The sequence below is a fragment of the Bacillus sp. Marseille-Q1617 genome, assembly GCF_903645295.1.
In the GTDB taxonomy this organism is placed as follows: Bacteria; Bacillota; Bacilli; order Bacillales; family Bacillaceae_B; genus Rossellomorea.
This window is the reverse complement of record NZ_CAHJXM010000001.1, coordinates 1-13,300: the sequence shown is the minus strand read 5'-3', so window position 1 is coordinate 13,300 and position 13,300 is coordinate 1. Positions and strand designations below refer to the sequence as shown.

The window sequence follows — 13,300 nt, the reverse complement described above, 5'->3', positions numbered from 1 at the left end:
ATTACCTACTTATTTCAGTAACGGGCTCTGAGGTGCATTTCAGAAATGGAGAGGCTTAAACCACTTTCAGCCGGTGATGGTTCTCTCTAATAAGCGTCCTTTTCTTACTTCTCCTCATCAACGCGATCAATATGAATGAATTGGTACTCTTACTATATTACATTTATTCGAAAATGTTAACCTAAAAGACTCTGAAGACGGTGCTTTACTTTATCTTTCCCTAAAAGCTCGATCGCATTCGGCAATTCAGGTCCATGTGTCTGTCCGGTAACCGCTGCACGGATCGGCATGAACAGCTTCTTCCCTTTATGGCCAGTCGACTTTTGAACAGCTTTGATTGATTTTTTGATTTCAGCCGCTTCGTAGTTTTCAAGCGCATCGATCTCTTCCAGGAACGCCTGAAGTACTTCCGGCACCTGCTCTTCATCCAATACCGCTTTTGCATCAGCATCATAGTCAAGGTCCGTCTTGAAGAACATTTCAGAGAGTTCTACGATTTCTGCTCCAAAGCTCATTTGTTCCTGATAAAGGGAAATGACGTCTTTTGCCCATTCACGCTTTTCATCTGTCATCGGTTCTTCCAGTTTGCCGGCCTTGACCAGATGAGGAAGCGAAAGGTCCACTACTTGGTCGAGCTCAAGATTCTTCATGTATTGATTGTTCATCCACGTCAGCTTCTGGTTATCGAAAAGAGCAGAAGAAGTGGATAATCGTTCAGGATCAAAGATTTCGATGAATTCTTCTCTTGAGAACAGCTCTTCTTCTCCTTTAGGAGACCAGCCTAATAACGCAATGAAGTTGAATAATGCTTCAGGCAGATAACCAAGGGCTTCGTATTGCTCGATGAATTGAATGATGCTTTCATCACGCTTGCTCAGCTTCTTACGGCTTTCATTGACGATCAGTGTCATATGACCGTATACAGGTGCTTCCCATCCAAGTGCTTCAAAGATCATCAACTGCTTCGGCGTATTCGAGATATGATCTTCCCCGCGCAGGACGTGGGAGATCTTCATCAAGTAATCATCGACCGCTACCGCAAAGTTATACGTAGGTGTTCCGTCCTTCTTCGCAATAACGAAATCGCCGATTCCATCGGATTCGAAAGAAACATCTTCTTTCACGATGTCATTGAAAGAATACACTTTGCCTGCAGGCACTCTGAAACGGATGCTTGGCTGGCGGCCTTCTGCAGCCAGGCGCTCTTGGTCTTCCTTCGTCAAATTGCGGCATTTGCCTGAATAGCGCGGCATCTGACCGGCAGCCGTCTGAGCCTCACGCTCCGCTTCAAGCTCTTCTTCGGTGCAATAGCACTTATAGGCCTGTCCGCTTTCTAACAGCTCGTTCAAATACTGCTCATAGATATGGTTACGTTCAGATTGGCGATAAGGTCCGTATTCTCCCGGCTTATCCACACTCTCGTCCCAATCGACGCCAAGCCATTGAAGGTATTTCAGCTGGCTTTCTTCGCCGCCTTCAATGTTTCTCTTTTTATCTGTATCTTCAATACGGATGATGAATTTACCGTTTACGCTTCTTGCAAATAGATAGTTGAATAGGGCTGTTCTTGCGTTACCGATATGTAAATGTCCCGTTGGACTTGGGGCATAACGTACACGAACTTCGTTTGTCATGATTGTTTCCTCCTTAAGATACGTGCTTGAATCCTCTGCTTATTTTAACACCGTTGTGAGAGGGAATAAAGCGGATTTTGTGTGGTTAATTCTTTTGGGGACTTCTTAATGAGTCCGTTGATTTCCACGTAAGGCACTCGCTTTCCGCGGGGTGGGCGGTGAGCCTCCTCGTCGCTTCGCTCCTGCGGGGTCTCACCTGTCCCACGCATCCCGCAGGAGTCGAGTGCCTTCCGCTCCAATCAACTTAGTGGTGGAATCATTAATCCCTTTTCTAAACCTTCTATAAAAAAACGGTACATCTAAAAAAGCATTACATTACCACCTGAGTTAAACGCCTTTCTTTTGGATTAGTACCGTTGTCTGGGCGGCGATCCCTTCTCCCCGGCCGGTGAAGCCGAGTTTTTCTGAGGTTGTGGCTTTGACGTTGACCTGAGAGATGTCGGCTTCGAGGAGTTCTGCGATCCGCGCTCTCATTTCATCGATGTATGGGGCCATTTTCGGCTTTTGGGCAATGATGGTGCAATCGATGTTTCCAAGCTCATAGCCTTTGTCTTTTACCAGCATCCAGACATGCTTGAGAAGCTTGGCGGAATCCGCATCCTTGAATTCAGGGTCTGTGTCGGGGAAGTGCTTTCCGATATCCCCTGCTGCAATCGCGCCAAGGCAGCCGTCCGCAACCGCATGGAGCAGTACGTCAGCATCAGAGTGTCCCATTAACCCTTTTTCATATGGAATGGTGATTCCGCCCATGATCAATGGTCTGCCTTCTGTTAATTGATGTACATCAAAACCTTGTCCTATTCTAAACATGTTAGTTCCCTCCACTCATTTCCTCTTGCTTCTTTACGATTGCTTCTGCAAAGTATAAATCTTCGGGTGTCGTCAGTTTAATATTATCGTAGTCACTCTCAACGACTGAAACACTGATGTTCAGCCTTTCTACCAGGGATGCATCGTCTGTACCCAGGAAACCACTCTCTGCGGCGTCTGTATGTGCACGCTTCAATAATGAAACACGAAAAGCCTGTGGGGTCTGTACCATCCACAAGCTAGAGCGTTCAATCGTTTCTTCGACCGCTCCATCCCTTGCCTTCTTGATCGTATCTTTCACGGGGACTGCCGCAATCGCCGCTCCCGATGCTTCCGCCTCTTCCACCAGATGGTGAATGGTTGCCGGTTTAATAAATGGTCTTGCTCCATCATGCACAAGAACGATTTCGTGATCTATCTCAAGCAATGCATTATATACAGAGTGCTGTCTTTCTTCTCCACCTTCGACCAGATTAACAACCTTTTGGATGTTGAAGCGCTGGATCAATTCTTGGAGTGCTTCCCGGTCGCCCGGGTGGATGGCTAAATAGATGCCTTTGCAAGAAGGGTCATGATCGAACACACGCAGTGTGTGGATGATGACAGGGCAGCTGTTCAGCTCAAGCAGCAATTTATTTTTACCTGCTTTCATTCTTTTTCCTTGTCCGGCAGCAGGGATGACGACTTGATACTCCATACCTTAACTCCTTTAGCTCTTTCGTTTGTCAATCTTTATTATAGCTTACAGTATTGGTGGAGTCAGGGCAAAGTTATGGTTATGTACATCCAAATCGAAATACATGCGAAAAAAGACCGTTCCTTTCCGCTGCAGGCACTTGCTTTCCGCGGGGAGGAAGTCGAGCCTCCTCGTCGCGTGCGCTCCTGTGGGGTCTCGACGTTTCCTCTAAATCCCGTCGGAGTCAAGTGCCTTCCGCTCCAATCCACTCTGGGTTAACAAATGGATAGAGCATCTAAACCACCCAATTGGCAAACTACCTAAGATTTACTCGGCCGCCCGCAAAAAGTAAAGTCCTCCATTTTATCAACCGCTGGATACGCATGGATATCCCGTCCGATATTCAAAATGCAATATTTTTTCACACAGCAACCCACACCGCCACTAAAGGTTATAAAATAAGCCAGCCTAAAAGATTGAAAACCTTTCAGACTGACTTAGTTATGGTAGTTTAAAGTGCTTTTTCCAGTTGTTTTGGTTTGGCGAAGATCATTCGGCCTGCGGATGTTTGCAGGACGCTTGTTACGAGGACGTCGATGTATTTGCCGATATAGTTCCGGCCTTCTTCGACTACGATCATCGTTCCATCGTCTAAGTACGCAATGCCTTGGTTATGTTCTTTACCATCTTTGATCACTTGCACCTTTAATTCTTCACCAGGGAGAACCACCGGCTTGACTGCGTTTGCCAGGTCATTGATGTTTAAAACTTGTACACTTTGCAGGTCACAGACTTTATTCAGGTTGAAGTCGTTCGTCACGACAATCCCATTTGTGAGTTTTGCCAGTTTTACAAGCTTTGAATCGACTTCCTGGATTTCTTCGAAGTCTCCTTCGTAAATCTGGACCTCGACTGGCAGCTCTTTTTGAATCCGATTCAAGATATCAAGACCTCTTCGTCCGCGGTTTCGTTTTAATACATCCGATGAATCAGCAATATGCTGAAGCTCCTCTAAAACGAATTGGGGAATGACCACAATCCCTTCAAGGAATCCAGTCTGACATATATCAGCGATACGGCCGTCAATGATCACACTTGTATCTAAGATCTTCAGCGTTTTTACGCCGTTTTCCTCAAGCTCATCATCTGCACCCTTTTTCTTCCCCTTACCTGCAGCCGGGAAAAGGTTAATCAATTCATCTCTCTTCTTAAAACCAACCTGAAATCCTAAATAACCAAGAATCAATGTTAATAGAATGGGAACAACCGTATTGACGATCGGGATTTCCATCTGGTTAAAAGGAATACCAAATAAATAGGCAACAAAGAGACCAATAATCAAACCTAAACTGCCAAATAATAAATCTGTGACGGGCGCCTTCACGAGACTATCTTCAAACCACTTAACGAAATTGACCACGTACTCGACTGCCCAAAACGTAAGAATATAAAAGATAATGGCACCAAATATGGCAGTCATATAAGGGTTATTAATCAAAGGAATGTCAGATAAATTTAGTACGGTTAACAATTCGGGAAGCAGAAAGATCCCCAGTGTCCCGCCTACTATAAGGAAGCACGCTTTAACGATATTTTTTAACATTCCCTCACCTCCTCCTACTCATTATAAACAATTTACTATTTTTAAAACGTTTCAAATCGGAAAACTTCATGAATTTAACCCAAAAGAAATATTTTTAATACAGTAAGGCCTATCATACTAATGGTCTTTAAAAAAAGGCTAACATGTCCGGCTTCAACTGTCAATTTTTTGAAAAAGATTCCATTGTACCATAACAGGGTCTTTTTGACTAGCCTTTATAACTGACGGTCTGCAAACGTCTGTTCTTTGATGAGCTTCAGGCCCTCTTTGATTTTTCTTGCCCTCACTTCACCGATTCCTTCGACTTCATCCAATTCAGCAACGGAAGCGCTGCACACCTTCGGCAATGATTCAAATTCAGTGATCAGGTTTTCAATGATGACCACCGGCAGACGCGGTATCTTATTCAACACCCGGTATCCACGAGGGAAAATAGCATCATCATGATGGACATATCCATAGTAGCCCAGAAGTTTTAGCAGGACATTATCATCGAGTACCTCTGAATGGACAAGCTCCTGGAACTTGTATAGCACTTCAAACGGCTTGATGTCCCGGTCCTGTGCATAATCACGGATGATGAGCATCGCTTCTTCTTCAATGTCTGCCAGCAGTTCATTCATTTGCAAGCGGATCAATCTTCCTTCAGTTCCCAGCTCACTCAGATACGTCAAAAGTTCATTTTTGATCCGTAGAACCATCTCAAAACGATGAAGAACCTGAAGAAGGTCGCTGTGAGTCACAAGCTCCTCAAATTCAAGGACTGACAGATTAGAAATACTCTGATCAAGTACGACCTTGTACTTCTCCAATGTCTGAATGGCTTGATTCGCCTTTGTTAAAATAACCGATATATCCTTGAGCGCATAACGGAAGTTGCCCTGATAAAGGGTGATGACATTTCGCCTTTGTGAGATTGCAATGACGAGGGCATTTGTTTGCCTTGCAACCCTTTCTGCTGTCCGGTGCCTCATCCCGGTTTCAGTAGAAGGAACGTAAACATCCGGAGCCAATTGAGCATTGGCATAAAGAATCTTTGTACCTGCTTCATTTAAGATAATGGCCCCGTCCATCTTCGCAAGTTCATATAGGTAGCTCGGGGAAAAGGAGCAATTGATATGAAAACCGCCATCTACGACGGATCTCACTTTGTCATTGTATCCGACTACGATCAACCCTCCCGTTTTTGCCCTGAGCACATTATCTATCCCTTCTCTGATCGGAGCACCGGGAGCGACAAATTGTAAAATATCCGATATCGACTTATCCGTTTTTTTCTCTTCCATATCTTATCCTCCTAAGAAAAGCGCAAGCGCCTTGTCCAGCCCCGACAAACGCTTCAGGACCGACTGGTGAAGTCGTTCTTTGACTTCAGCGGCGGGTTGAAACGTCTCGAGGGGCCAGGCGCTGTAGCTGGACATTTCTCACATTACAATGCACTCTATGAATTTAAAATCAGCGCCAGTGCTTCGTTTATCGTGGCTACTCCCACTACATTAATATCAGACGGAGGATGCCATCCGCTCAAGTTATTTTGAGGGACGATTACACGTTTGAACCCTAATTTGGCTGCTTCCTGAACCCGCTGTTCAATTCTCGAAACCCTCCTGATTTCTCCTGTCAGTCCGACTTCCCCAATAATACAATCATGGGGGTTGGAAGCTTTATCACGAAAACTGGAGGCAATGCTCGCGGCCACAGCCAAATCAATCGCTGGTTCATCAAGTTTTACTCCCCCGGCCACTTTTAGATAGGCGTCCTGCTGCTGCAAAAGCATTCCTACCCGTTTCTCCAATACAGCCATAATCAGAGAAACCCGGCTGTGATCTATCCCGGTCGCCATACGGCGCGGATTATTAAAGCTTGTCGGCGTGACCAGAGCCTGTATCTCTACGAGTACCGGCCGAGTCCCCTCCATCGAAGCCACAACGGTGGAGCCCGTTGCCCCTTCAGAGCGCTCCTCAAGGAAAATTTCTGACGGGTTGGCCACCTCTTCCAGTCCAAACTCCTTCATTTCAAATATTCCCATTTCATTCGTGGAACCAAACCGGTTTTTCACTGCCCTTAAAATACGATAAGAATGATGGCGCTCTCCTTCAAAATATAAAACGGTATCCACCATATGTTCTAGCAGTCTCGGTCCTGCTATCGAACCTTCTTTAGTAACATGCCCTACAATGAAGATGGCAATGCCTTTCGTTTTTCCGATTCTCATTAGCTCTGCAGTACATTCACGCACCTGCGAAACACTGCCCGGGGCAGACGTGACTTCAGGGTGATAAATCGTCTGTATCGAGTCAATGATCACGAAGTCCGGAGACAGATGCTCAATCGTTTGATGTATGGACTCTAAGTTGGTTTCTGCGTAGATATATAATTCATCGCCTTTAATATTTAAACGATCTGATCGTAATTTAGTCTGCTTTATCGATTCTTCCCCGGATATATATAGGACTTTCTGATTTTGCCGGGCAAGCTGCGAGGAAACCTGAAGAAGTAAAGTAGACTTCCCTATACCCGGATCTCCCCCTATTAAAACCAGTGAGCCGGGAACAACCCCGCCGCCAAGGACCCGGTTCAATTCCCTGGAATCGGTTAAAACCCGGGGTTCCTGCCGGGTTTCGATGGATGAAAGTTTCTCCGCCTTGGAAGGTCCGGTTTTCTCACTGTGCATAAACGCAGCCCTTGGCTGCTTGCCAGTGATTGCAACCTCTTCAACCATAGTGTTCCATTCACCGCACCCTGGACATTTCCCCATCCATTTAGCCGACTCGTATCCACACGAGGAACATACAAATTTCGTTTTTTTCTTTGCCAAATCAATTCTTCTCCTCTTCTACTCTATTTTGTCTATTGTTGATTCATACCAATACTAATGGATTGATTGTAACGATTTTGTGTAAGGCTTTCAATGAAAAGCCCTTCGCGGTTATGTATAGATGCTTTCTGTTACTCTATCTAAAATTACCGTTGTGGATTTTCCCGCTGTAGTCTTCGTCCTGCACTCCAATCAACCGCCGGAGCCGTTTAAAAATGCCCAATACTCTTCTTATACCAGTGATTAAAAAAGAGGTACACGTCATACAAATACGTGTACCTCTTTTCAATAGATGATCAGGTAGTAGAATTAGCTTCTTCTTTTACCTTCACTACAAATTCTTTATCCTCTACATCGATTACAATGCTTTGGCCTGTCAGGACTTTCCCTCTTAACAGCTCTTCTGACAGTTTATCTTCAACGTGCTTTTGAATCGCGCGGCGCAGCGGACGTGCTCCGTATTCCGGATCGAATCCTTCATCAGCAATCTTTTCTTTCGCGGCAGATGAAAGTTCGATATGGATATCCTGCTCCTTCAAGCGTTTCGTAAGCTGATCAGACATAAGCGTGACAATTTCTTTTAAATGATCTTTCTCTAATGAGTGGAAAACGATGATCTCGTCGATACGATTCAGGAACTCTGGACGGAATGCTCTCTTAAGCTCTTCCATGACCTTTCCTTTCATATCCTTGTAATCCTGTTTTCCATCCTGGATGTTGAACCCGACATACTTATTGCTCTTAAGTGATTGTGCACCGACATTCGACGTCATGATGAGGACGGTATTCCTGAAGTCTACCGTTCTTCCTTTAGAGTCTGTCAGACGCCCGTCTTCCAGAACTTGCAGCAGGATATTGAAGACGTCAGGGTGAGCCTTTTCGATCTCATCCAGCAGAATGACGGAATATGGCTTCCGTCGTACTTTTTCTGTCAGCTGTCCGCCTTCATCATATCCTACATATCCTGGAGGCGACCCGACAAGCCGTGAAGTGGAGTGTTTTTCCATGTACTCAGACATATCTATCCGGATCATTGCTTCCTCATCGCCAAACATCGATTCAGCTAATGCACGGGCAAGCTCTGTCTTCCCTACCCCAGTCGGACCTAAGAAAATGAAGGAACCAATCGGACGCTTAGGATCTTTCAATCCTGCACGGGCACGACGGACTGCCTTCGATACAGCCACTACCGCTTCAGACTGACCGATTACACGGGAATGAAGGATTTCTTCCAGTTTCAACAGGCGGTCTGTTTCTGTTTGTGCAAGTTTCGACACAGGCACTCCCGTCCAGTTCGATACGACTGTCGCAATATCTTCGACGGTTACTTCTGTATTTTCCTGACCCTGCTTTTCTTTCCAAGTGTTTTTCGTTTCTTCTAACTCTTCGCGCAGCTTCTGTTCTGTATCACGCAGAGATGCGGCCTTTTCAAATTCCTGACTCTGAACAGCTGCATCTTTCTCTTTGCGAATCTCCTCCAGTCTTGATTCCAGCTCTTTCAAATTCGGAGGAGTCGTATATGAACGCAGTCTTACTTTCGAACCTGCCTCATCAATTAAATCAATTGCTTTATCCGGCAGGAACCGGTCTGAAATATAACGGTCGGATAATTTAACCGCGGCATCGATTGCCTCATCCGTGATCGAAACACGGTGATGCGCTTCATAACGATCACGCAGTCCTTTTAAAATCTGAATGGATTCTTCAGCAGTCGGCTCATTCACTTGAATAGGCTGGAAGCGGCGCTCAAGCGCGGCATCTTTTTCGATATATTTTCGATACTCATCAAGCGTAGTCGCACCGATACATTGAAGTTCACCGCGTGCAAGGGATGGTTTTAGGATATTGGAAGCGTCAATCGCCCCTTCTGCCCCGCCTGCACCGATCAAGGTATGAAGCTCGTCGATAAACAGAATGATGTTTCCTGCCTGACGGATTTCATCCATCACTTTCTTAAGACGGTCTTCAAACTCACCGCGGTATTTCGTTCCGGCAACAACTGTACCCATATCAAGCGTCATAACACGTTTGTCACGAAGGATTTCCGGTACTTCATTGGCAATGATCTGCTGTGCAAGTCCTTCGGCAATGGCGGTTTTACCTACACCAGGCTCCCCGATCAGCACCGGGTTATTTTTCGTACGTCGGCTTAACACTTCGATGACGCGTTGAATTTCTTTACTTCTTCCGATTACAGGATCCAGGCTTCCTTCACGTGCAATCGCCGTTAAATCACGGGCAAGGCTGTCAAGTGTAGGGGTATTTGCGTTTGCATTGCCGCCGCCTTGATGATTGTTGGAATCGTTGCTGCCAAGCAGCTGAAGAACCTGTTGTCTTGCTTTATTCAAGCTGACACCGAGGTTTCCAAGTACTCTTGCAGCCACGCCTTCACCTTCACGGATCAAACCAAGTAAAATATGTTCAGTGCCCACATATGAGTGTCCGAGCTTACGAGCTTCATCCATCGACAGTTCGATGACCTTCTTCGCTCTCGGTGTATAATGAATGGTTTGGGATTTCTCTGTACCCTTACCGATCAGCCCTTCTACTTCCTTCTGGATCTTTTCCGGGCTGAGTCCGAGTGCAGTCAATGCCTTGGCCGCAATACCTTCACCTTCACGGACAAGTCCCAATAAAATATGTTCAGTGCCAATATTACTGTGCGCTAAGCGGATTGCTTCTTCCTGGGCCAATGCCAATACCTTCTGTGCTCTTTCTGTAAATCGACCAAACATCATATTATTCTTCCTCCTCACATGCGTCTTTATCTAGTTTAATTCGCTCTCGTATCAAAGAAGACCTTCTTACATCTCTTTCATTCGGTTTAAGCGGTCCTCCCGAGTATTGCTGCAGAAACCCGGGCTGAGTCAAAATCATTAGTTCATTCAATATATTCTTGGATATGTTTTTGATGTATCCTAAATCGATTCCAAGCCTTACGTCCGATAAACATTTAGCTGCTTCCTTGGACTCGATGATGCGGCTGTGTTCAAGTACTCCCAGCGAGCGGAACACTCTGTCTTCTAATTGTATGTTTGATGTCTTGACTAATGCTTGCCTGGCAGACTCTTCTTTTTCGATGATCTGCTTTACGACGCTCAATAAATCTTCCACAATATCCTCTTCAGATTTACCTAAAGTGATCTGATTCGATATTTGAAAAATATTTCCCAGCGCTTCACTGCCTTCTCCGTAAATCCCCCTTACCACCAGACCAAGCTGATTGATTGCGGGTATGATACGGTTCAGCTGTTGTGTCAGCACAAGACCGGGAAGGTGCATCATGACAGATGCCCTTAGTCCAGTTCCAACATTGGTGGGGCATGTCGTTAAGTATCCATGTTTCTCATCAAACGCATAATTAAATTCACTCTCAAACCAATCATCAATTTCATTGGCCCGGTTCAACGCTTCCTTCAGCTGAAGACCCGGGTATAAGCACTGTATTCGAATATGATCTTCTTCGTTTATCATGATGCTGACATCTTCTTCATGTGATAAAAGCACTGCACCATCATTCTCATTCTCAGCTAAATTAGGACTGATCAGGTGTTTCTCCATCAATACCCTTTTTTGAAGAGGTTGAATCTCATTCGTAGCCAGAAATTCCAATTCACCTAAATCTTTTGGATATAGAGGCACCTTATCCCTTACCCTTTCGACGATTTCTTTTGCTTCTTCCGCAGAATAAAGAGTGGAGTATCTGAAATCGGTAAAATTACGGGCCAGCCGCACCCGGGAGCTAAGTACGATATCCGAGTTCGGCCCTTCCTCATTCATCCAGGAGCTGACAGCATTACTCAAAAATTTCTCAAGACTCATCCAGCATCTCCCCCCTCTTTCTTAACCTCTTTCTCCAGGGAACGGATCTCATCTCTGATTTGGGCTGCATGCTCAAACTCTTCATTTTCGATCGAGTTCTGCAAATCTGTCCTCAATTGAAGAATTCTTTTCTTTAGGTGGATCGCTCCGCCCATTCGTTCAGGCACTTTTCCATGATGCTCGACATTGCCGCTGTGCACTCGTTTTAATATCGGATCCAGTTGTGACTTAAACGTCTCATAGCAATGAGAACATCCAAAACGTCCCACATTGATGAACTGCTGAAAAGTCATCTTGCATTTTTCACATTGCAAAACCTCTTGCTGAGGAACTTCTGAAGTTTTCGCCTGCTTGAATGCAGGAGATATATTAAGAAGACCTGCCAATAAATTATTTACAGAAAATCCAGGTGAAGAATCAAACATAAATTTATCTCCCTTATCCTGGGCGCAATGTTCACACAAATGCACTTCTGTTTTCTCCCCATTCACTACCTTCGTGAAATGAAGAGTGGCAGGTCTCTCATTACACTCTTGACAAATCATCCAACTCACCTCTCAACCTTACTCATACTTCAAGCTATCCAGCATAGCCTTTAACATTCTTCCCCGAAGCACATCCCGTTCGGGCAGATCAACCATGATCACCGAACGATCCATGACGCTCAGCATGATCTTGGCTTCCCGTTCAGAGATAATATCTTCTTCCACTAATCTGAAAATAATATCTGCAGCTGTACTTTGACTGATCGCTTTCGTCACCAGCGATACAAGCTGATCTATAAGATGGACCTGGTCATGGGCTTTCACCCTCATAATCCGGATATAACCCCCGCCGCCACGCTTACTTTCAACCACATACCCTCTTTCAATCGTGAAACGGGTATTGATCACATAATTAATTTGAGAAGGAACACATTGAAACTTATCTGCGATTTCGCTTCTTTTTATCTCTACTATTTCACTCTCACTCAGTTCCAAAACATTCTTCAAATAACTCTCAATGATGTCGGAAATGTTCCTCATCAAACCTCCTCCTCATTTTGACTTTGACTATATTTGACTATAATTATACAATCGGGCATTGAACTTTGCAATTAAGAACTTACCCTTAGAAGTTTTCCTGTTTTGGAAAACTTTTAAACGTATGAAAAGGAGTTTATTAGAGTCTGTTTTAGATCCTTCCTTTGAGTCTAAGCTATTGTATGTTGATTGGGCTGGGAAAGTTAATGTCACTTCGGTGGTTTAAGAGGAAGTATTGAAAAGGTTATGAAAAAAAGAGCTGTGACTATTTCTTTAGGTGAAATGAAGGGGTTCTTTGGTGTTCACTAATATAGTTTATCAACTGATCATAAGGACCAAAATTCAACGATATTTCCATATGATTGATAAAAGCATTTTCAATTTCGATAATAAGATCCGGATTTTCGATAAAACATTCGTTGATTTCGATAATAAAAAGTCGATTTTCGATAATAAATCAGGGGACGCCTTCATTTGCGTGTTCATTTTCTTGTGTTTTTGTTAAAGCGGTCTTATTTTTAGGGGAACATCCCCCGCTTTTTCAATAAGGAGAAGGGTTTTTAATGATAATAGACAAATTAAAGGGCTAAAAAGGGAAAAAGTTGATTGTTTTTAATTAAAAAGATAAGCATACACAATTGGGGAATCGTTCAGGGGATGTTCAGGGGTGAACCGGAGTTTATTTTTCAATTTCCATATATTATTTTTCAAATCCAATCACAACTTTAAAACAGCTACATTCTCCTTCACTCAAACAAAAAAACAGCCCATAAAGAGCTGCTTTTTACATTTGCCTGGCGACGTCCTACTCTCACAGGGGGAGAGCCCCCAACTACCATCGGCGCTGAAGAGCTTAACTTCCGTGTTCGGCATGGGAACGGGTGTGACCTCTTCGCCATAATCACCAGACGAATA

Annotated in this window: 10 protein-coding genes, 1 rRNA gene and 1 other annotated feature (1 of these 12 cut by a window edge); all 11 genes read right to left on the bottom strand. The window is 44.5% G+C overall.

Going from position 1 to position 13,300, the window contains the following annotated elements; genetic code table 11:
• Positions 1-130: a binding site (T-box leader), on the bottom strand; it reaches 87 nt to the left of the window's first position.
• Between the two features lie 46 nt (positions 131-176).
• On the bottom strand, positions 177-1,634 hold the full coding sequence (gltX, locus tag HWX64_RS00055) for a glutamate--tRNA ligase (RefSeq protein ID WP_175986326.1): 1,458 nt from the start codon (positions 1,632-1,634) through the stop codon (positions 177-179).
• Between the two features lie 327 nt (positions 1,635-1,961).
• Complete coding sequence (gene ispF, locus HWX64_RS00050; RefSeq protein WP_175986324.1) at positions 1,962-2,444, bottom strand: 2-C-methyl-D-erythritol 2,4-cyclodiphosphate synthase; 483 nt, start codon at positions 2,442-2,444, stop codon at positions 1,962-1,964.
• A 1-nt stretch (position 2,445) separates the two neighbouring features.
• Positions 2,446-3,141, bottom strand: a complete 696-nt coding sequence (gene ispD / locus HWX64_RS00045) for a 2-C-methyl-D-erythritol 4-phosphate cytidylyltransferase (RefSeq protein WP_175986322.1) — start codon at positions 3,139-3,141, stop codon at positions 2,446-2,448.
• A gap of 490 nt (positions 3,142-3,631) precedes the next feature.
• Entirely contained in the window at positions 3,632-4,723 is a 1,092-nt protein-coding gene (locus tag HWX64_RS00040; RefSeq protein ID WP_175986320.1) for a PIN/TRAM domain-containing protein, read from the bottom strand.
• Between the two features lie 215 nt (positions 4,724-4,938).
• Positions 4,939-6,009, bottom strand: coding sequence for a DNA integrity scanning diadenylate cyclase DisA (disA, locus tag HWX64_RS00035; protein ID WP_175986319.1), 1,071 nt, complete (start codon positions 6,007-6,009; stop codon positions 4,939-4,941).
• A gap of 155 nt (positions 6,010-6,164) precedes the next feature.
• Positions 6,165-7,541: a DNA repair protein RadA gene (gene radA / locus HWX64_RS00030; RefSeq protein ID WP_175986317.1), complete on the bottom strand. Its 1,377-nt coding sequence runs from the start codon at positions 7,539-7,541 to the stop codon at positions 6,165-6,167.
• A 296-nt stretch (positions 7,542-7,837) separates the two neighbouring features.
• A complete protein-coding gene (gene clpC, locus HWX64_RS00025; protein WP_175986316.1) occupies positions 7,838-10,279 on the bottom strand; it encodes an ATP-dependent protease ATP-binding subunit ClpC in 2,442 nt (813 codons plus the stop codon).
• A gap of 1 nt (position 10,280) precedes the next feature.
• Positions 10,281-11,363, bottom strand: coding sequence for a protein arginine kinase (locus HWX64_RS00020; protein ID WP_175986314.1), 1,083 nt, complete (start codon positions 11,361-11,363; stop codon positions 10,281-10,283).
• A complete protein-coding gene (locus HWX64_RS00015; RefSeq protein ID WP_175986313.1) occupies positions 11,360-11,908 on the bottom strand; it encodes a UvrB/UvrC motif-containing protein in 549 nt (182 codons plus the stop codon). The genes HWX64_RS00020 and HWX64_RS00015 overlap by 4 nt, the downstream gene beginning before the upstream one ends.
• A gap of 18 nt (positions 11,909-11,926) precedes the next feature.
• Entirely contained in the window at positions 11,927-12,388 is a 462-nt protein-coding gene (locus HWX64_RS00010) for a CtsR family transcriptional regulator (protein ID WP_175986311.1), read from the bottom strand.
• A gap of 789 nt (positions 12,389-13,177) precedes the next feature.
• Positions 13,178-13,294 (bottom strand): 5S ribosomal RNA (rrf, locus tag HWX64_RS00005).
• Between the last annotated feature and the right edge of the window lie 6 nt (positions 13,295-13,300).

Excerpts from the sequence above, each read along its gene's own strand:
- HWX64_RS00015 (WP_175986313.1), bottom strand. The coding sequence starts at position 11,908 with ATGATTTGTCAAGAGTGTAATGAGAGACCTGCCACTCTTCATTTCACG.
- HWX64_RS00020 (WP_175986314.1), bottom strand. The coding sequence starts at position 11,363 with ATGAGTCTTGAGAAATTTTTGAGTAATGCTGTCAGCTCCTGGATGAAT.
- disA (WP_175986319.1), bottom strand. The coding sequence starts at position 6,009 with ATGGAAGAGAAAAAAACGGATAAGTCGATATCGGATATTTTACAATTT.
- ispF (WP_175986324.1), bottom strand. The coding sequence starts at position 2,444 with ATGTTTAGAATAGGACAAGGTTTTGATGTACATCAATTAACAGAAGGC.
- HWX64_RS00040 (WP_175986320.1), bottom strand. The coding sequence starts at position 4,723 with ATGTTAAAAAATATCGTTAAAGCGTGCTTCCTTATAGTAGGCGGGACA.
- clpC (WP_175986316.1), bottom strand. The coding sequence starts at position 10,279 with ATGATGTTTGGTCGATTTACAGAAAGAGCACAGAAGGTATTGGCATTG.
- ispD (WP_175986322.1), bottom strand. The coding sequence starts at position 3,141 with ATGGAGTATCAAGTCGTCATCCCTGCTGCCGGACAAGGAAAAAGAATG.
- HWX64_RS00010 (WP_175986311.1), bottom strand. The coding sequence starts at position 12,388 with ATGAGGAACATTTCCGACATCATTGAGAGTTATTTGAAGAATGTTTTG.
- gltX (WP_175986326.1), bottom strand. The coding sequence starts at position 1,634 with ATGACAAACGAAGTTCGTGTACGTTATGCCCCAAGTCCAACGGGACAT.